Annotated in this window: 17 protein-coding genes; 4 read left to right on the top strand and 13 right to left on the bottom strand. The window is 57.7% G+C overall.

Annotation, left to right across the window (positions count from 1 at the left end):
* Nucleotides 1–148 precede the first annotated feature (148 nt).
* A complete protein-coding gene (gene rlmE / locus QK293_RS00555) occupies nucleotides 149–781 on the bottom strand; it encodes a 23S rRNA (uridine(2552)-2'-O)-methyltransferase RlmE (protein WP_282374971.1) in 633 nt (210 codons plus the stop codon).
* 105 nt (nucleotides 782–886) lie between these two features.
* Between rlmE and QK293_RS00550 the strand changes: the two genes are divergently transcribed.
* Entirely contained in the window at nucleotides 887–1,195 is a 309-nt protein-coding gene (locus QK293_RS00550) for a YhbY family RNA-binding protein (RefSeq protein ID WP_282374969.1), read from the top strand.
* 9 nt (nucleotides 1,196–1,204) lie between these two features.
* Here the strand turns inward: QK293_RS00550 and QK293_RS00545 are convergent, their stop codons facing one another.
* The 8 genes from QK293_RS00545 to grpE all read right to left on the bottom strand — a co-directional run bounded on the left by QK293_RS00545 (nucleotide 1,205) and on the right by grpE (nucleotide 11,827).
* Nucleotides 1,205–1,609, bottom strand: coding sequence for an MFS transporter (locus QK293_RS00545; RefSeq protein WP_282374967.1), 405 nt, complete (start codon nucleotides 1,607–1,609; stop codon nucleotides 1,205–1,207).
* 28 nt (nucleotides 1,610–1,637) lie between these two features.
* The gene (gene greA, locus QK293_RS00540) at nucleotides 1,638–2,114 is read right to left on the bottom strand and encodes a transcription elongation factor GreA (RefSeq protein ID WP_282374966.1); all 477 of its coding nucleotides are present in this window, start codon (nucleotides 2,112–2,114) and stop codon (nucleotides 1,638–1,640) included.
* The gene (carB, locus tag QK293_RS00535; RefSeq protein WP_282374964.1) at nucleotides 2,111–5,332 is read right to left on the bottom strand and encodes a carbamoyl-phosphate synthase large subunit; all 3,222 of its coding nucleotides are present in this window, start codon (nucleotides 5,330–5,332) and stop codon (nucleotides 2,111–2,113) included. Before carB ends, greA begins: the two co-directional genes overlap by 4 nt.
* A gap of 117 nt (nucleotides 5,333–5,449) precedes the next feature.
* Complete coding sequence (carA, locus tag QK293_RS00530) at nucleotides 5,450–6,586, bottom strand: glutamine-hydrolyzing carbamoyl-phosphate synthase small subunit (protein ID WP_282374962.1); 1,137 nt, start codon at nucleotides 6,584–6,586, stop codon at nucleotides 5,450–5,452.
* Nucleotides 6,587–6,845: 259 nt separating this feature from the next.
* A complete protein-coding gene (gene dapB / locus QK293_RS00525; RefSeq protein ID WP_282374960.1) occupies nucleotides 6,846–7,652 on the bottom strand; it encodes a 4-hydroxy-tetrahydrodipicolinate reductase in 807 nt (268 codons plus the stop codon).
* A 9-nt stretch (nucleotides 7,653–7,661) separates the two neighbouring features.
* Nucleotides 7,662–8,786: a molecular chaperone DnaJ gene (gene dnaJ, locus QK293_RS00520; protein ID WP_282374958.1), complete on the bottom strand. Its 1,125-nt coding sequence runs from the start codon at nucleotides 8,784–8,786 to the stop codon at nucleotides 7,662–7,664.
* A gap of 455 nt (nucleotides 8,787–9,241) precedes the next feature.
* Entirely contained in the window at nucleotides 9,242–11,158 is a 1,917-nt protein-coding gene (gene dnaK, locus QK293_RS00515) for a molecular chaperone DnaK (RefSeq protein WP_131060791.1), read from the bottom strand.
* A gap of 102 nt (nucleotides 11,159–11,260) precedes the next feature.
* The gene (gene grpE / locus QK293_RS00510; protein WP_282374947.1) at nucleotides 11,261–11,827 is read right to left on the bottom strand and encodes a nucleotide exchange factor GrpE; all 567 of its coding nucleotides are present in this window, start codon (nucleotides 11,825–11,827) and stop codon (nucleotides 11,261–11,263) included.
* Between the two features lie 241 nt (nucleotides 11,828–12,068).
* Here grpE and recN point away from each other — a divergent pair, with 241 nt between their 5' ends.
* Nucleotides 12,069–13,742 (top strand): DNA repair protein RecN, encoded by a 1,674-nt coding sequence (gene recN / locus QK293_RS00505; RefSeq protein WP_282374946.1) that lies wholly within the window; start codon nucleotides 12,069–12,071, stop codon nucleotides 13,740–13,742.
* Nucleotides 13,743–13,817: 75 nt separating this feature from the next.
* Here the strand turns inward: recN and fur are convergent, their stop codons facing one another.
* Nucleotides 13,818–14,222, bottom strand: coding sequence for a ferric iron uptake transcriptional regulator (fur, locus tag QK293_RS00500; RefSeq protein WP_003197684.1), 405 nt, complete (start codon nucleotides 14,220–14,222; stop codon nucleotides 13,818–13,820).
* A 97-nt stretch (nucleotides 14,223–14,319) separates the two neighbouring features.
* Here fur and QK293_RS00495 point away from each other — a divergent pair, with 97 nt between their 5' ends.
* Nucleotides 14,320–14,847, top strand: coding sequence for an outer membrane protein assembly factor BamE (locus tag QK293_RS00495; protein ID WP_282374944.1), 528 nt, complete (start codon nucleotides 14,320–14,322; stop codon nucleotides 14,845–14,847).
* Between the two features lie 61 nt (nucleotides 14,848–14,908).
* On the opposite strand, the gene QK293_RS00490 is transcribed toward QK293_RS00495, so the two are convergent.
* The 3 genes from QK293_RS00490 to QK293_RS00480 are packed head-to-tail and all read right to left on the bottom strand — an operon-like array spanning nucleotide 14,909 to nucleotide 17,061.
* Nucleotides 14,909–15,223, bottom strand: coding sequence for an RnfH family protein (locus QK293_RS00490; protein ID WP_282374942.1), 315 nt, complete (start codon nucleotides 15,221–15,223; stop codon nucleotides 14,909–14,911).
* Entirely contained in the window at nucleotides 15,216–15,650 is a 435-nt protein-coding gene (locus QK293_RS00485) for a type II toxin-antitoxin system RatA family toxin (RefSeq protein WP_282374940.1), read from the bottom strand. The genes QK293_RS00490 and QK293_RS00485 overlap by 8 nt, the downstream gene beginning before the upstream one ends.
* A gap of 7 nt (nucleotides 15,651–15,657) precedes the next feature.
* Nucleotides 15,658–17,061, bottom strand: a complete 1,404-nt coding sequence (locus QK293_RS00480) for a sodium-dependent transporter (protein ID WP_282374938.1) — start codon at nucleotides 17,059–17,061, stop codon at nucleotides 15,658–15,660.
* 119 nt (nucleotides 17,062–17,180) lie between these two features.
* On the opposite strand from QK293_RS00480, the gene smpB reads away from it, so the two are divergent.
* Nucleotides 17,181–17,663 (top strand): SsrA-binding protein SmpB, encoded by a 483-nt coding sequence (gene smpB, locus QK293_RS00475; protein ID WP_008149046.1) that lies wholly within the window; start codon nucleotides 17,181–17,183, stop codon nucleotides 17,661–17,663.
* Nucleotides 17,664–17,703: the final 40 nt, after the last annotated feature.

The following is a 17,703-nucleotide window of genomic DNA, read 5'->3' as shown; positions in this document are numbered from 1 at the left end:
GCATGATATTCACCGGCCTAACTTACTACATTACCTACGGCTCTGGCAGGCGCCGTCTGTAACCCTTTGTGAAACACTTTCTACACACTATTCGCTAATGCTCACGGGGCGAAATACTAAAAACCTATCACCCCGGTCGAAAAACCTCTTATTCCTCGCTGCGACCGCGGAAACCACGAGCCAGCAGGTACTGCTCACGAGAGCGATCGCGCGACGATTTAGGCTTGCGCGTCGTGACCTTCTCGAATTGCTGGCGAACGCTTTTGTGGTATTCGTCGAAACCTTCACCCTGGAAAACCTTGATCAAGAAATCACCACCGGGCTTCAACACCCGAGTCGCCAGATCCAGCGCCAACTCGCACAGGAACATCGATCGCGGCATATCAACAGACGCCAATCCACTCATATTGGGGGCCATATCGGAAATCACAAGGTCTACCTCGTTTTTTCCGACAGCTTCGAGAATCTGCGCCAGCACGGCGTCCTCGGTGAAGTCGCCCTGAATGAAGGTCACATCAGGGATGCTGTCCATTTCAAGGATGTCGGAAGCAATCAGCGTACCTTGCCCACCAATCAGACGACTGGTCACCTGGGACCAGCCACCCGGGGCGGCGCCCAGGTCGATCACGCTCATGCCTGGACGGATCAAACGGTCTCGGTCCTGGATCTCCAGCAGTTTGTAGCTGGCACGGGAGCGGTACCCATCTTTTTGCGCCATTTTGACGAATGGGTCGTTGAAATGCTCTTGCAGCCACTTAAGGCTTGTCTTGGAACGGGCCACGGGCCACCTCGAAAATAAAACGGGTCGTGATTAACTGGGCGGTCCCGGACTCGCTCGGGTAAACTGGCCGCCGCTTTTTACAAGATCAGACGCAGGGGTCAGATTATGCCGCTCACTCAAGAGCAGAAGAAACAGTACAAATCCATTGGCCACCATCTGAAACCAGTTTTGACTGTGGCTGACAACGGTTTGACTGAAGGTGTGTTAGCCGAACTTGAACGCGCTTTGGCGGATCACGAGCTGATCAAAATCAAGCTCAACATCCTCGATCGCGAATCCCGCCTGGCAACCATTGCAGAACTCTGCAAGGTCGGCAAAGGGGATCTGGTTCAAGTCATCGGCAAGATGGCACTGATTTACCGCAAGAACTTCAGCGTCAACAAGCAGCTGTCGAACGTCCATCGCTTCAAGTGATGGCAAGGGTCAAGGGTGTGCTTCGCGCACCCTGCCACTCCATCCAGGCACCGGCTGCAACACCAGCACCAGCCCGGAAAAGCCCAGAACAAGATAGCTGAACACCTGCCAACGCACCGCGTCCGGCCAGCCGATACGCACCGCGACATACATCGCACGCGCATACAGCGCCATCATCAGCAGTTGCCCGCGAATATCGCGCCATAGACTGGCAAGGCCCTCGGCCTGAATCAGCACCAAAGCCTGAAAAATCACACATGCTGTGGCGAAACCCACCATCAGCGCATTCAACATGCCTGCAATTTCGTCGATCAGCAGCGGCGCCAGACCTATCTGGCCCAGCACCGGCAGCAGACCGATGTGTAACAGCCACAGGCCGCCAACCCACAACATCTGAGTCAGTTGCCAAAGCATGGCGCCCGCACGGAGCGGGCGCCTTCTTTCAGAGGTGGCGGACTTCGACAATCTCGTACTCGATAACGCCACCCGGTGTTTTCACGGCAACCACGTCACCCTCTTCCTTGGCAATCAAGGCGCGGGACAGTGGTGAACCGACCGAAATCTTGCCAAGTTTGAAGTCAGCTTCATCCTCACCCACGATGTGGTAAGTGACGCGCTCATCCGTCTCGACGTTGGCGATTTCAACGGTGGTGCCGAAGATCACTTTGCCGGTATGAGGAATGGTCGTGACATCAATAATCACCGCGTTCTGCATGCGGCCTTCGATGTCGCGGATCCGAGCCTCGACCATACCCTGCTGCTCGCGAGCAGCGTGGTATTCGGCGTTTTCCTTCAAGTCACCCAACTCGCGGGCCGTGCCGATGTCCTGGCTAAGCTTCGGACGGACGACTTTGGTCAGGTGAGCGTGTTCTTCTTCCAGGGCTTTCGCGCCCTGGACGGTCATTGGGTACTTGATCATGCCTTCAATCCTGCGTGTAGATCCTGCAAGCGGCGCACGGTCTTCTCGGGACCGAACTTCAGCGCTTCGCAGATGGCTTCGCCAGCAGCAATGGTGGTGGTGCAGTAGATCTTGTGCTGCAAGGCATTACGACGAATGGAGTACGAATCAGCGATCGACTGACGACCTTCGGTGGTGTTGATGATCAGGGTGACTTCGTCATTCTTGATCATGTCGACCACGTGCGGACGACCTTCGGTCACCTTGTTCACACGACGCACTTTCAGGCCTGCGGCTTCGATCAGCTTGGCAGTACCGGCTGTGGCGACCACTTCGAAGCCCAAGTTGATCAGATCACGGGCCACCCCTGCAACCAGTGGCTTGTCGTCGTCACGCACGCTGATGAACGCGGTACCGCCAGTCGGCAGCACTTCGCTGGCGCCCATTTGGGCTTTGGCAAACGCCTCACCGAAGGTGTCGCCCACGCCCATCACTTCACCGGTGGACTTCATCTCCGGGCCCAGGATCGGGTCCACACCAGGGAACTTGGCGAATGGGAACACCGCCTCTTTCACGCTGTAGAAGTTCGGAATGATTTCTTTGGTAAAGCCGATTTCCTTCAGCGTTTTACCTGCCATGACGCGAGCCGCGATCATCGCCAGGGAAACGCCGATGCACTTGGACACGAAAGGTACGGTACGGGAAGCGCGCGGGTTGACTTCGATGACGTAGATGTCTTCGCCTTGCAGCGCCAACTGAACGTTCATCAGGCCGACAACGCCCAGTTCCAGGGCCATTTTCTTGACCTGTTCGCGCATCTCGTCCTGGATGTGTGCAGGCAGCGAGTACGGCGGCAGGGAGCATGCGGAGTCACCGGAGTGAACACCGGCCTGCTCGATGTGCTGCATGATCGCGCCGATCACCACGTCGGTGCCGTCGCAAACTGCATCCACGTCCATTTCGATGGCGCAGTTGAGGAAGTGGTCGAGCAGCACCGGGCTGTCGTTGGACACTTTCACCGCATCACGCAGGTAGCGCTTGAGTTCTTCTTCTTCGTAGACGATTTCCATCGCGCGACCGCCCAATACGTAGGACGGACGAACCACCAGCGGGTAACCGATTTTCGCGGCGGCACGAATCGCTTCGTCTTCGCTGCGCACGGTGGCGTTTGGCGGCTGGCGCAGGTTCAGGCGCTCAACCATCTGCTGGAAACGCTCACGGTCTTCGGCACGGTCGATGGCGTCAGGGCTGGTGCCGATGATCGGCACGCCAGCTTCTTCCAGAGCACGAGCCAGTTTCAACGGGGTCTGGCCGCCGTACTGGACGATCACGCCTTTCGGCTTCTCGACGCGGACGATTTCCAGCACGTCTTCCAGGGTTACTGGTTCGAAGTACAGGCGATCGGAGGTGTCGTAGTCGGTGGAAACGGTTTCCGGGTTGCAGTTGACCATGATGGTCTCGTAACCGTCGGCGCGCAGGGCCAGCGCCGCGTGTACGCAGCAGTAGTCGAACTCGATGCCTTGACCGATACGGTTAGGACCGCCGCCGAGGATCATGATCTTGTCGCGGCCCGACGGTGCGGCTTCGCATTCTTCCTCGTAAGTCGAGTAGAGGTAGGCGGTGTCGGTGGCGAACTCGGCTGCACAGGTGTCAACGCGCTTGTAGACCGGGAAGATTTCCAGCTTGTGACGGTGGCGACGCAAGTTTTTCTCGGTCACGCCCAGCAGCTTGGCCAGACGCATGTCCGAGAAGCCTTTACGCTTGAGCTTAAACATCATGTCGCGGTCGATGCTGGCCAGACCCAAGGTCTTGACCTTCTCTTCTTCCTTGACCAGATCTTCGATCTGCACCAGGAACCACGGGTCGATCATGTTCATGCCGAAGATGTCTTCGACCGACAGGCCGGCGCGGAAAGCGTCAGCCACGTACCAGATACGCTCGGCGCCCGGCACGGTCAGTTCGCGCTTGAGCACGCTCATGCTTTCCGGGTTGCTCAGGTCAAGCTTCTCGTCCAGGCCGCAAACGCCCACTTCCAGCCCGCGAAGGGCTTTCTGCAGAGATTCCTGGAAGGTCCGGCCGATGGCCATGACTTCACCCACCGACTTCATTTGAGTGGTGAGGCGTGCGTCGGCTTTCGGGAATTTCTCGAAGGCGAAGCGTGGCAGCTTGGTAACGACGTAGTCGATGGACGGCTCGAAGGACGCCGGGGTCTTGCCGCCGGTGATTTCGTTCTGCAGTTCGTCGAGGGTGTAGCCGATTGCCAGTTTGGCCGCGACCCGGGCGATCGGGAAGCCGGTGGCCTTGGAGGCCAGTGCCGAGGAACGAGATACCCGCGGGTTCATCTCGATCACAACCATGCGACCGGTGTCCGGGCAAATACCGAACTGCACGTTCGAACCGCCGGTTTCCACGCCGATCTCACGCAGTACCGCCAAGGAGGCGTTACGCATGATCTGATATTCTTTGTCGGTCAGGGTCTGAGCCGGTGCAACAGTGATCGAGTCACCGGTGTGCACACCCATCGGGTCAAAGTTTTCGATGGAGCAGACGATGATGCAGTTGTCCTTCTTATCGCGGACAACCTCCATCTCGTACTCTTTCCAGCCGATCAGGGATTCGTCGATCAGCAGCTCTTTGGTCGGCGACAGGTCCAGACCGCGGGCGCAGATTTCTTCGAACTCTTCACGGTTGTAAGCGATACCGCCACCGGTGCCGCCCATGGTGAAGGACGGACGGATGATGCACGGGAAGCCGAGCTTCTCAAGCACCACGTTGGCCTCTTCCATGCTGTGAGCGATACCCGAGCGCGGGCAGTCCAGACCGATGGATTTCATCGCCTTGTCAAAGCGCGAACGATCTTCAGCCTTGTCGATGGTGTCAGCGTTGGCGCCGATCATCTCTACGCCGAACTTCTCCAGAATACCTTCGCGCTCCAGGTCCAGAGCGCAGTTCAGAGCGGTCTGGCCACCCATGGTCGGCAGCAGCGCGTCCGGACGCTCTTTCTCGATGATCTTGGCAACGGTCTGCCATTTGATCGGCTCGATGTACGTGGCGTCAGCCATGTCCGGGTCGGTCATGATGGTCGCTGGGTTGGAGTTCACCAGGATGACGCGGTAACCCTCCTCGCGCAGGGCTTTACAGGCCTGGGCGCCGGAGTAGTCGAACTCGCAGGCCTGGCCGATCACGATCGGGCCAGCGCCGAGAATCAGGATGCTTTTAATATCTGTACGTTTTGGCATGGGTTTGTCACTCAAATCCGCAGGTCAGTCGGCAAGCCGTCTTGTTCAATCTTTGAAGCCTTGAGGGGGCCGCCACTTCGGGACCGCCCTCACGCTTTGCTACATCAAGGCGAGCGATTAGCGTCGCTTGGCCATCTCATTGATGAAGCGATCAAACAGTGGTGCTACGTCGTTCGGGCCAGGGCTGGCTTCAGGGTGACCCTGGAAGCTGAAGGCGCTCTTGTCGGTACGCTCGATCCCTTGCAGGGTGCCGTCGAACAGCGATTTGTGAATCGCGCGAACGTTGGCTGGCAAGGTCGCTTCGTCTACCGCAAAACCGTGGTTCTGGCTGGTGATCATCACAACGCCGGTGTCCAGATCCTGAACCGGGTGGTTGGCGCCGTGGTGGCCGTGCCCCATTTTCAGGGTCTTGGCGCCGGAGGCCAGAGCCAGCAGCTGGTGACCGAGGCAGATGCCGAAGACCGGAATCTCGGTCTCCAGCACGTCCTTGATCGCCTGGATCGCGTAGTCGCAAGGCTCTGGATCACCAGGGCCGTTGGACAGGAACACGCCGTCCGGCTTCAGAGCCAGAACATCAGCGGCTGGCGTTTGAGCCGGCACCACGGTCACGCGGCAACCGCGCTCGACCAGCATGCGCAGGATGTTCAGCTTGACGCCGTAGTCGTAGGCAACCACGTGGTACGGCAGCTCGGAAGCGTCGATGGTCGCGTGGCTGTCGGTTTTCAGATCCCAGACAGTCGAGCGCCACTCGTATTTCTCTTTGGTGCTGACAACCTTCGCCAAGTCCATGCCTTTGAGGCCAGGGAAACCCTGAGCGGCGGCGATGGCGGCTTCTTCGGAAATGTTGTCCCCCGCCATGATGCAGCCGTTCTGTGCGCCTTTTTCACGCAGGATGCGTGTCAGGCGGCGAGTGTCGATACCGGCGATTGCCACAACATTGTTGGCTTTCAGGTAGTCGGACAGAGACATTGTGTTACGCCAGTTGCTCGCCACCAGTGGCAGGTCACGGATAACCAGGCCCGCGGACCAGACGCGATCGGACTCGGCGTCTTCCGGCGTGGTGCCGGTGTTGCCGATGTGCGGGTAAGTCAGGGTAACAATCTGTTGGGCGTAGGAAGGATCGGTAAGGATTTCCTGATAGCCGGTCATGGCGGTGTTGAACACCACCTCACCAACGGTTTGACCGTCGGCTCCAATGGCTTCGCCGCGAAAAATGCTGCCATCAGCAAGGGCGAGTATGGCTGGCTTAGTCAAGAAGACCTCCCGTAAATAAAGCCTGAAAGGGCGATCGCAGGTTGTAAAAAAGCGGAGTGACGTATGGACACGTCACCCCGCTTCTTCACCGAATAATTCTGCGCGCTTTTAGTGGACACACTAAAGCTGTAGCTTACAGAAAAAGGCATTTTTGGTCTACCGCCAATGAGCCTTAAAGGCCGGGGAATGCGACAGGACGTCGCTTGGCGTAATAAAACCGGGTCCAAACAGTGTGTTGGAACCCGGTTTCGGGCGCATCTTAACGCAGATCGAGCACGTCTTGCATGTCGTAAAGACCCGGATCACGACCCTCCAGCCACAACGCAGCACGTACCGCGCCCTTGGCGAAGGTCATGCGACTGGAAGCTTTATGCGTGATCTCCAGTCGCTCACCCTCACAAGCGAACAGCACCGTATGATCGCCAACCACATCACCACCACGAACAGTGGAAAAGCCGATCGTTTCACGCTCACGCGCACCGGTGTGGCCTTCTCGCCCGTAAACCGCAACCTTTTGCAGATCACGATCCAGGGCGCTTGCGATGACCTCGCCCATGCGCAGGGCCGTACCTGAAGGCGCATCGATCTTGTGCCGATGATGAGCCTCGATGATTTCTATATCCGCCTCATCGCCCAACACACGAGCCGTCATATCGAGCAGCTTCAGCGACAGGTTCACACCCACACTGAAATTGGCTGCGAACACAATGGGAATGTCCTTGCCCGCCTCCACCAGCAACTGCTTCTGTGCAGCGTCCAAACCGGTAGTGCCGATCACCATGGCCTTGCCCGTCTTGCGGCAGAACGCCAGGTTTTTCAGCATGACTTCCGGGAGTGTGAAGTCGATCAGCACGTCGAACTCATCAGCCACCGCCTCCACATGACCGGACAACGGCACGCCGATACGCCCAAGCGAAGCCAGTTCACCGGCATCCACGCCAATCAGCGTGCTGCCGGGGCGTACGATGGCTGCCGTCAGACCGGTCAGCGGCGAGCGTTGCTGCACTGCCTCGACCAGGATCTTGCCCATGCGCCCGGCAGCGCCCATCACAGCTATACGTCGCATGCCGACTCCTTACAAATCGCCAAAGAAGCGCTTCACGCCTTCGAACCAACCGGTGGTTTTAGGCGAATGGCTGTTGTCATCCGCCAGGGAGCTGCGGAACTCTTCCAGCAACTCGCGCTGACGACGACCCAGGTTGACCGGGGTTTCGACCGCCACACGGCACATCAAATCACCAGCACCGCCGCCGCGCACTGGCGCAACGCCCTTGCCACGAACACGGAACTGCTTGCCGGTCTGAGTCCCCTCAGGGATTTTCAGTTTGACTCGACCATCGAGGGTCGGAATCTCCAGCTCGCCACCCAGCGCAGCATCGACAAAACTGATCGGCACTTCGCAGAACAGGTGCTTGCCGTCGCGCTGGAAGATCGCGTGCTCGCGCACGTTGATCACCACGTACAGGTCGCCAGTCGGACCACCCTGAGCACCCGCCTCGCCTTCGCCGGACAGACGAATGCGATCACCGGTATCGACACCGGCCGGCACTTTCACCGAGAGGGTTTTGTACTCTTCGACACGGCCTTGGCCGTGGCAGGAATCGCACGGATCGGAAATGATCTTGCCCTGACCATGGCAGCGCGGGCAGGTTTGCTGCACCGAGAAAAAGCCTTGCTGCATGCGCACCTGGCCGATACCGCCGCAAGTCGGGCAGGTGATCGGCGCGGAGCCTTTCTTGGCACCCGAACCGTCGCACGGCTTGCAGTTGACCAGTGTCGGAACACGGATATTCACGGTCGTACCGCGCACCGCCTCTTCCAGGTTCAGTTCCAGGGTGTAACGCAGGTCGCTGCCGCGCTGAGCGCCGCCACGAGCACCGCCGCGACCGCCGCCGAAGAAGTCACTGAAGACATCACCAAAGATATCGGAGAAGTTCTGACCGCCAAACCCGGCACCGCCGCCGCCCATGCTCGGGTCGACACCGGCATGACCATACTGGTCATAGGCCGCGCGCTTGCTGGAATCGGACAGTACTTCGTAGGCCTCGTTGGCCTCTTTGAACATATCTTCCGACGCTTTGTCATCGGGATTACGGTCCGGGTGGTGCTTCATTGCCAGGCGACGGTAGGCCTTTTTCAGGTCCGCTTCGCTTGAGCCGCGCTCAACACCCAATACTTCGTAATAGTCACGCTTTGCCATAAGTCTTTGCACTCTTAAGGACGTTCGGCAAACCTCTCCTGAGCCTCGCCAAACTCGTTGAGCCCCAATACAGGCCCGGACCCAACTCACGTCAATTCAACGATCCTGGTCTTTGATTCAATGCGGTACTTTCGGCTCGAAAAGCAGGAGCATTCCCGGCCATACCATCAGCACCCAGGGGCGACCTGTATGGCTGGTTTGTTAAATCAATTTCGGCGCCCGAAGCCCATAGCCTGCGTTGCTGCTCCTCGCCATAGCGAGCTATGACTCGTCACAGCGCCTTGGCTTTGGACTTCGGGCATCCGAACTTGATTTAACAAACCAGCCACACAGCCCGCCTTGTCGCATGCTGTAAAAATTCGCTAACTCCAGACATGCCAACGCGGGAGCAAGCTCCCGCGCGGCGACATCCTACCAGTCACCGCCTGAAGGCAGTCAACCGGGCGACCAACAACTTACTTGTGGTCTTTGACTTCTTCAAACTCAGCGTCGACAACGTCGTCAGCCTTTTCAGCTTTTTCGTCGTGCGGTGCAGCGCCTTCAGCTGGCTGAGCCTGCTCGGCGTACATTTTCTGAGCCACTGGCGCGGAGACTTTCGACAGTTCTTCAACTTTGGCGTCGATAGCAGCCTTGTCGTCACCTTTGACGGCGGCTTCCAGGGCAACTACTGCGGCTTCGATTGCAGTCTTCTCTTCAGCGGTCACTTTGTCGCCAGCGTCAGCGACCATTTTGCGCGTCGAGTGAACCAGCGCATCGCCCTGGTTACGAGCAGCGGCCAACTCTTCGAACTGGCGATCTGCGTCGACGTTGGCTTCAGCATCGCGAATCATCTGCTGAATCTCTTCCTCGGACAGACCGGAGTTAGCCTTGATCACGATCGACTGAGTCTTGCCGGTAGCCTTGTCTTTGGCGCCTACGTGCAGAATGCCGTTGGCGTCGATGTCGAAGGTCACTTCAATTTGTGGTACGCCACGTGGCGCTGGCGGAATCTCGGCCAGGTCGAACTTGCCCAAAGACTTGTTCTGAGCAGCTTGCTTACGCTCACCTTGCAGCACGTGAATGGTCACAGCGCCCTGGTTGTCATCGGCAGTCGAGAACACTTGCGACTTCTTGGTAGGAATCGTGGTGTTTTTCTCGATCAGCGCAGTCATCACGCCACCCATGGTTTCGATACCCAGGGTCAGCGGGCTGACGTCGAGCAGCAAAACGTCTTTCACATCACCGGCCAATACTGCGCCCTGGATAGCAGCACCCATGGCAACGGCCTCGTCCGGGTTCACGTCTTTACGTGCTTCTTTACCGAAGAACTCGGTCACCAGCTTCTGAACCAGTGGCATGCGGGTCTGACCGCCCACCAGGATCACGTCGTTGATGGCGCCAATGTCGATGCCGGAGTCTTTCAGAGCGATACGGCAAGGTTCGATGGTGCGTTGAACCAGGTCTTCTACCAGCGCTTCGAGCTTGGCGCGGGAGATTTTCACGTTCAAGTGCTTAGGACCGGTGGCGTCTGCAGTGATGTACGGCAGGTTCACGTCGGTCGAATTGCTCGAAGACAGTTCGATCTTGGCTTTTTCAGCGGCTTCTTTCAGGCGCTGCATGGCCAGCGGGTCACCTTTAAGGTTCATGCCGCTTTCTTTCTTGAATTCGTCGACGAGGTAGTCGATCAGACGAATGTCAAAGTCTTCACCGCCCAGGAATGTGTCGCCGTTGGTGGCCAACACTTCGAACTGGTGCTCGCCATCGACTTCAGCGATTTCGATCACGGAAACGTCGAAAGTACCGCCGCCCAAGTCATAAACGATCACGGTATGATCGCCTTTCGCCTTGTCCATACCGTAGGCCAGAGCGGCTGCAGTTGGTTCGTTGATGATACGTTTTACGTCCAGACCAGCAATACGACCGGCGTCTTTGGTCGCTTGACGCTGACTGTCGTTGAAGTAGGCCGGAACGGTGATCACCGCTTCAGTCACTGGCTCGCCGAGGTAGTCTTCGGCAGTCTTCTTCATTTTCTTCAGAATTTCAGCCGAGATTTGTGGCGGCGACATTTTCTGGCCGTTCACTTCAACCCAAGCGTCACCGTTATCAGCCTTGGCGATTTTGTACGGGACCATCTTGATGTCTTTCTGTACGACTTCTTCGTCGAACTTACGACCGATCAAACGCTTCACCGCATACAGGGTGTTGTGCGGATTGGTCACTGCCTGACGCTTGGCCGATTGACCCACGAGGATTTCACCATCGTTGGCATAAGCGATGATCGACGGCGTGGTGCGCGTGCCTTCAGCGTTTTCAATAACTTTGGCTACGCCGTTTTCCATCACGGAGACGCAGGAGTTGGTAGTCCCCAGGTCGATACCGATAATTTTGCCCATGTTCACTCTCCCGAAACTTTGGATTTGGATGCCGCAGCAGTGGTGGCTAACTGCGGTAGCACTTAAACGCTTGACTTCTAAATGGGGGCCTTGCGGCTAATTTCAAGCCTGCTCGTCAATCGAAGGCGAAACCGGCGCCGGGGCCTTGCTGACCACGACCATGGCCGGACGCAGCAGGCGACCGTTGAGCTGATAGCCCTTCTGGAACACCTTGAGCACGCTGTTCGGCTCGACGTCGGCGCTTTCCTGCATGGCCATTGCCTGATGCTGAACGGCATTGAACGGTTCGCCATGCGGATCAATCGCTTCCAGCTGATAACGCTTCAGAGTGTCCTGGAACATTTTCAGGGTCAGCTCAATGCCTTCACGCATTGGACGGATGCTTTCGTCATCCGGATTGGACAACTCGAGACCGCGCTCCAGGCTGTCGATGATCGGTAGCAAGTCACCGGCGAATTTTTCCAGCGCGAACTTGTGAGCCTTTTCGACATCCTGCTCGGCGCGACGGCGGACGTTCTGCAGATCAGCCGCTACACGCAAAGCCTGATCATGAGCGCCAGCCAATTGCTCTTCGAGCACTTGAACACGAGTCGCCAGTTCATCACCCGAATCCTGGGCAGCCTGATCGGTGTCTAGATTTTGCGTATCCACTGTCTGTTCGTCAGCCATAGATTTCTCCTTTCAATATCGTCCGCGAGCTCAACTCGCGCTTCTGCCCAGCTATATGGGGCCGCAAAATTCAGCTTCAAGGGGCGCTTATTGATTAACCCTACAAAAAACAGCTGCATTGTCATTCCCGTGCGCACTAAGGATTTCGTCGGATCAAGCAAGTCGAGCTAAAGCAGGGCATTGTCAGCCAGAAACAAAACACTGTATAAATAACCAGACCTAAAGCCTGGGAGCGGCCTTTATGCTGGTGCACCTGTCCGTACATAACTACGCCATCGTTGAACATCTCGATCTCGAACTCGATCGCGGGATGAGCGTGATCACCGGGGAGACCGGCGCCGGCAAGTCGATCATGCTTGACGCCCTGGGCCTGACCCTGGGCGATCGTGCCGACAGCGGCGTGGTCCGTCCTGGCGCAGACAAGGCCGATATCCTGGCAACCTTCGACCTGGTCGATATTCCGGAAGCCAGCGCCTGGCTGGCCGAGCGCGACCTGGAGAGTGACGGCCCATGCATCCTGCGCCGGGTGATCACCGCTGAAGGACGCTCGCGCGGCTACATCAATGGCACGCCTTGCCCCCTCGGCGATCTCAAGGCCCTGGGCGAGTTGCTGATCGACATCCACAGCCAGCATGAACACCAATCTCTGCTCAAGACCGACACGCATCGCCGCCTGCTCGACGAATACGCCGGCGCAACGGACCTTGCCCGTCAGGTGCACCTGGCCGCCCAACGCTGGCGTCAGACCCGCCAGGAACTGGAACGCCTCTCCAATTCCGGCGACGAACAACGCGCTCGCCATCAATTGCTCAGCTATCAACTCGAAGAACTGGAAAACCTCGGCCTCGGCGAAAACGAGCTGGAGCAGCTGGAACAGGAACACAAGAACCTGACCAACGCCGAAACCCTGCTGGGCATTTGCCGGCAAGTAGTCGAGCAATGCAGCGAAAGTGATTCCGGCAATGTGCTGAACGCCCTCACCGCCAGCCTCAACCGCCTTTCGAGCGTCAACAATTCGATTGGGGCCCTGGGCGAGGCCAGTAGTCTGCTGACCAGTGCGCAGATCCAGGTCGAAGAAGCCGTGGGGGAACTGAACCGCTTCCTTGATAACTTCGACGCCGATCCAGCGCGTCTTCAGTATTTGGAGGAACGCCTTGATGCGATCTACACCATGGCGCGCAAACACCGTATCCAGCCGACCGAAGTGGCCGAGATGCAGCAGCGCTTGCTGGATGAAATTGAAACCCTGAATGCCAACGACGAATCCATCGAGCAACTGAGCGATGAACTGGCCTCCTATGCCCGTCACTATCAGGAGAAGGCTCGTGAGCTGAGCGATTTACGCCATCAGGCGTCGAGCAGCCTGGCTAGCGCCGTGGAGCAGGAAATCCAGCGACTGGGCATGCCCGGCGGTCGCTTCACCATCGAACTGCGCCCCAACAGCAGCGATGAACTCCTGCCCAATGGACTCGAGCAGGTAGAACTGCTCGTGAGCGCCAACCCGGGGCAACCGCTGAAAGCCTTGGCAAAAGTTGCATCCGGCGGCGAGCTGTCACGGATCAGTCTGGCGATTCAAGTGATCACCGCACAGACCTCGCGTGTACCGACCTTGGTGTTCGACGAAGTGGACGTGGGCATCGGCGGCCCGACCGCCGAGATCGTCGGCCAGTTGCTGCGTCGACTGGGGGAGCGCGGGCAGGTTCTGACGGTCACTCACTTGCCGCAAGTTGCGGCGCAGGGTCATCAGCATCTATTCGTACACAAAGTGCGCGGTGAGGATGCCACTCACACAGCCGTCTCCAAACTGAGCAAGAATGATCGTGTCGAAGAAGTGGCGCGGATGCTGGGAGGCATCGACCTCACCAAGGAATCCCTGGCTCATGCCAGGAAAATGGTCGTCACTGCGAAAATTTAAGACCGACAGAAAGCACGAAGGCGACCCTGGGGTCGCCTTCGCTCGTTTCGCGAACCTTAAGTTCGCGCGACATGCTTACTTTTTCTTGCGCACGTACAGTACAAGGTTGTGATCAACCATCTCGAAGCCATACTTGTCGACGATTGCCTTCTGCAGACGCTCGATTTCTTCGTCGAAGAATTCGATCACTTCACTGGTCTCGACGTTGACCATATGGTCGTGATGCTTGCCGTCGTCCAGCTCGAAGACCGCATGGCCCCCGTCGAAGTTGTGCCGCACCACAAGGCCAGCTGCCTCGAACTGAGTCAGAACACGGTAAACCGTGGCCAGACCGACGTCCTCACCAGCCTCCATCAGCGCCTTGTAGACATCCTCGGCACTCATGTGGCGTTGCTCGGCGGAATCGAGCATTTGCAGAATTTTGACCCGTGGAAGGGTCACTTTGAGGCCGGCTTTGCGTAGTTCGCTATTTTCAACCATGGTCAGCTTTCTCGCGATGCTGCTTCGCAGCTTCTCTTAATGCGGGTATGATCGGCGTTTACGTTGTCCCAGCCAAGATAGTGGAAGTCGCCCACCGATGCAAAACGCCAAGCTCTTGCTAACCAGTTTCACCTTTGTGGGACTGCTCGCACTCGCCGGTTGTTCATTCCCCGGGGTTTACAAAATCGACATCCAGCAGGGCAATGTCGTCACGCAGGACATGATAGACCAGTTACGCCCGGGAATGACCCGTCGGCAAGTACGGTTTATCATGGGCAACCCGCTGCTGACTGACACGTTCCATGCCGATCGCTGGGATTACTTGTATAGCCTGCAACCCGGTGGCGGTGAACGCCAACAGGAACGCATTAGCGTTATCTTCAACCCTAATGACCAACTTGTCAGCCTCTCTGGTGATTTCATGCCAGGCGTGAGCCGGGACGAAGCCATTCTCGGCAAGGACAGCGGCACTGAAGTTGCTGCGCCAGCAGAAAACGCCGAGAAGCCGAAACCGGAAAAACCGGTCAAGCCAGGTTCGTTGCTGGATCAGATCCAGAAGGACGTCGACGGTGTAGAAACCGTTCCAGTCCCGACTCCAGAACCTCTGGAAACCTCGCCGCAATAATTTGCGACGCAATAAAAAACCCGGCATGTCCGGGTTTTTTATTGTCCAGCATTTGAGCGAATCACTGATTCCGGGTTTTGGCCTCAGCAGCTTTGGCAGCACGCAACCGGCGAACCTCTTTCGGATCAGCCAGCAATGGCCGGTATATTTCGATGCGATCACCCGCCTCGACAGGATGATTGCCTGGATCTGCGACCACTTTGCCGAAGATCCCTACCGGGCAATCGGCCAGATCCAGCTCCGCAAACGCCTCGCCGACACCTGACTTCAGCAAAGCCGCCCGCACGGTTGTTCCTGCCGGCACCGTCACCGACAGAAGCACCTGACGATCAATGGCGGCATAGACCACCTCAACGTCGATCACGACCTCAACCATGCATCTGTTTGGCGCGCTGGCAGAAGGCATCCACCAGCGTATTGGCCGCCTGATTGAACAACGGCCCCAAGGTAGCGCGAACAATCGGCCCGGCGTAATCGAACGACAGGTCCAGACTGATCTTGCAGGCCTTTTCCCCCAACGGCTTGAACACCCAGACGCCATGCAACTGGTTGAACGGACCTTCCTCGAGGTTCATCTCAATCGAATGCCCGGGCACCAAGCTATTTCGAGTCACGAAATGCTGACTGAGCCCCCCCTTGGCCACACCTACGCTGGCACGCATATGCTCAGCAGAGCTTTCGAGCACTTCGGCCGTCGAGCACCACGGCAGGAATTCCGGATAACGCGCCACGTCGTTGACCAGGTCATACAGCGCTTGCGCCGGGTACGGCAGCAAGGCCGAACGTTGAATGTGTGTCGTCATGTCAGCGTCACTTCCACAGCTGGGCGGCAAACACTACGAGAATGCCGATGGGCGCCACATAGCGCATCAAGAACAGGGACAGGGCGAACAATACCGGGCTGCGAATCGACAACTCGTCGCGTACCGCCTCACGGCCCATCACCCAGCCTGCAAACACCACGAAACACAAACCACCGAGTGGCAACATGATCCGCGAGGTGAAGAAATCGATTACACCAAAGAAATCCAGACCGCCCGCCGCACCCCATTGATAGAGGTGGAACAACCCGCCTTCGTTCACGAAAAATTTGGCTTCCTTCCAGATATTGAAGGAGAACACCGTGCCCAGTCCGACGAACCAGCAGGTGAATGCCAGCCAGAAGGTGACCCACGCGCGGCTGACTTTCGTGCGTTCAACCAGGTAAGCCACCATCGGTTCGAGCAGGGAAATCGCCGAACTCCAGGCGGCAATCGCTACCAGCACGAAGAACACTACGCCCATCAGTTGACCGAACGCTACGTTACCAAAGGCAAAGGGCAGGCTGACGAACATCAGGCCAGGGCCTTCGCTCGGGTTCAGGCCCGCGGCAAACACAATCGGAAACAATGCCAAACCGGCCACCAGAGAAACGAAGGTATCGAGCAGTGCCACGCCGACGATGGTGCCGGAAATCGACGAGTTCTTTGGCATGTAAGCGCCATAGATCATGATCGAGCCGACGCCCACGCTCAGGGAGAAGAAAGCGTGCCCCATGGCGGGCAGCAAGCCGTCGAGTACTTTTTCCGGGTGAAAGTCGAACATAAAATGCACGCCTTCCATGAAATGCCCGGTGGTCATGCTGTAACCCAGCAGCACCAGAATCATCACAAAGAGAAGCGGCATCATGATCCGCAGACTACGCTCAAGCCCGGCAACGACGCCTTTGGCGATGACCACTGCCGACAGCAGCATGAAAATCGTGTGCCAAAGTGTCAGGCGCCATGGATCGGCGATTACATTGCCGAAATACGCGCCAACCTGATCAGGCGTTACACCCTGAAAGTCACCACGGCCCATGTCGATGATGTAATCCAGCGACCAGCCGCCGACCACACTATAGAAAGACAGGATCAGCAACGCCGTGACCATCCCGGCAAACGCCCCCCAGGACCATTTACCCGAATGCCCGGCTTCCAGCGCCAATACCTTCAAGGCGTTGGCCGGACTCTGTCGCGCGCGACGGCCGATCAGGGTTTCGGCCAGCATGACGGGCACACCGATCAGCGCGATGCAGGCCAGAAACATCAGCACAAAGGCGCCGCCGCCATAGACGCCGACCATGTACGGGAATTTCCAGATACTACCCAGGCCCACGGCCGAACCGGTCGCGGCGAGTATGAAGACCCAGCGGCTAGCCCAACTGCCGTGGACAGAAACCTTGTCTGTCGACATCGTTATCACGCCCAAGCGTTCAAAAAAAGAGGCCGCATTGTCCGGGATTCAATCAACCTGCTCAAGCACGTAGCGACACCGTAGCCGACTTGCTTGCAACTCCCTATAATGCCGCCCCTATGGCTAAACAGAAGAAACACCCAACAGGGACCATCGCGCAGAATAAAAAGGCGCGACACGATTACTTCATCGAGCATAAGTTCGAGGCTGGTCTGGTCCTGGCCGGCTGGGAAGTAAAAAGTCTGCGGGCAAGCAAGCTACAACTGGTTGACAGTTACGTACTGCTCAAGGATGGCGAAGCCTGGCTGCTCGGCAGCCACATTACGCCCCTGATGACCGCCAGCACCCACGTCATCGCTGATCCGACCCGCACCCGAAAATTGCTGCTCAACCGGCGCGAGCTGGAAAAGCTGGCCACTGCCGTGCAGCAAAAAGGTTACGCCTGCGTGTGCCTGTCCTGGTACTGGAGCAAGCACATGGTCAAGTGCGAGATCGCTCTGGGCAAGGGCAAGAAGGAATACGACAAGCGTGATACCGAACGCGAACGCGACGCCGGTCGCGAGTTGCAGCGTGCGGTGCGCAACAAGGGCAAGGAAGATTAATCTTCCGGCCTGATGATCGCTCCCACGTCGAGGCGTCGAA

The sequence above is a fragment of the Pseudomonas sp. AL03 genome, from assembly GCF_029960815.1.
Taxonomy (GTDB): Bacteria; Pseudomonadota; Gammaproteobacteria; order Pseudomonadales; family Pseudomonadaceae; genus Aquipseudomonas.
Note: the sequence above shows the minus strand (reverse complement) of the source record. Positions and strands in the feature narration are given on the sequence as shown.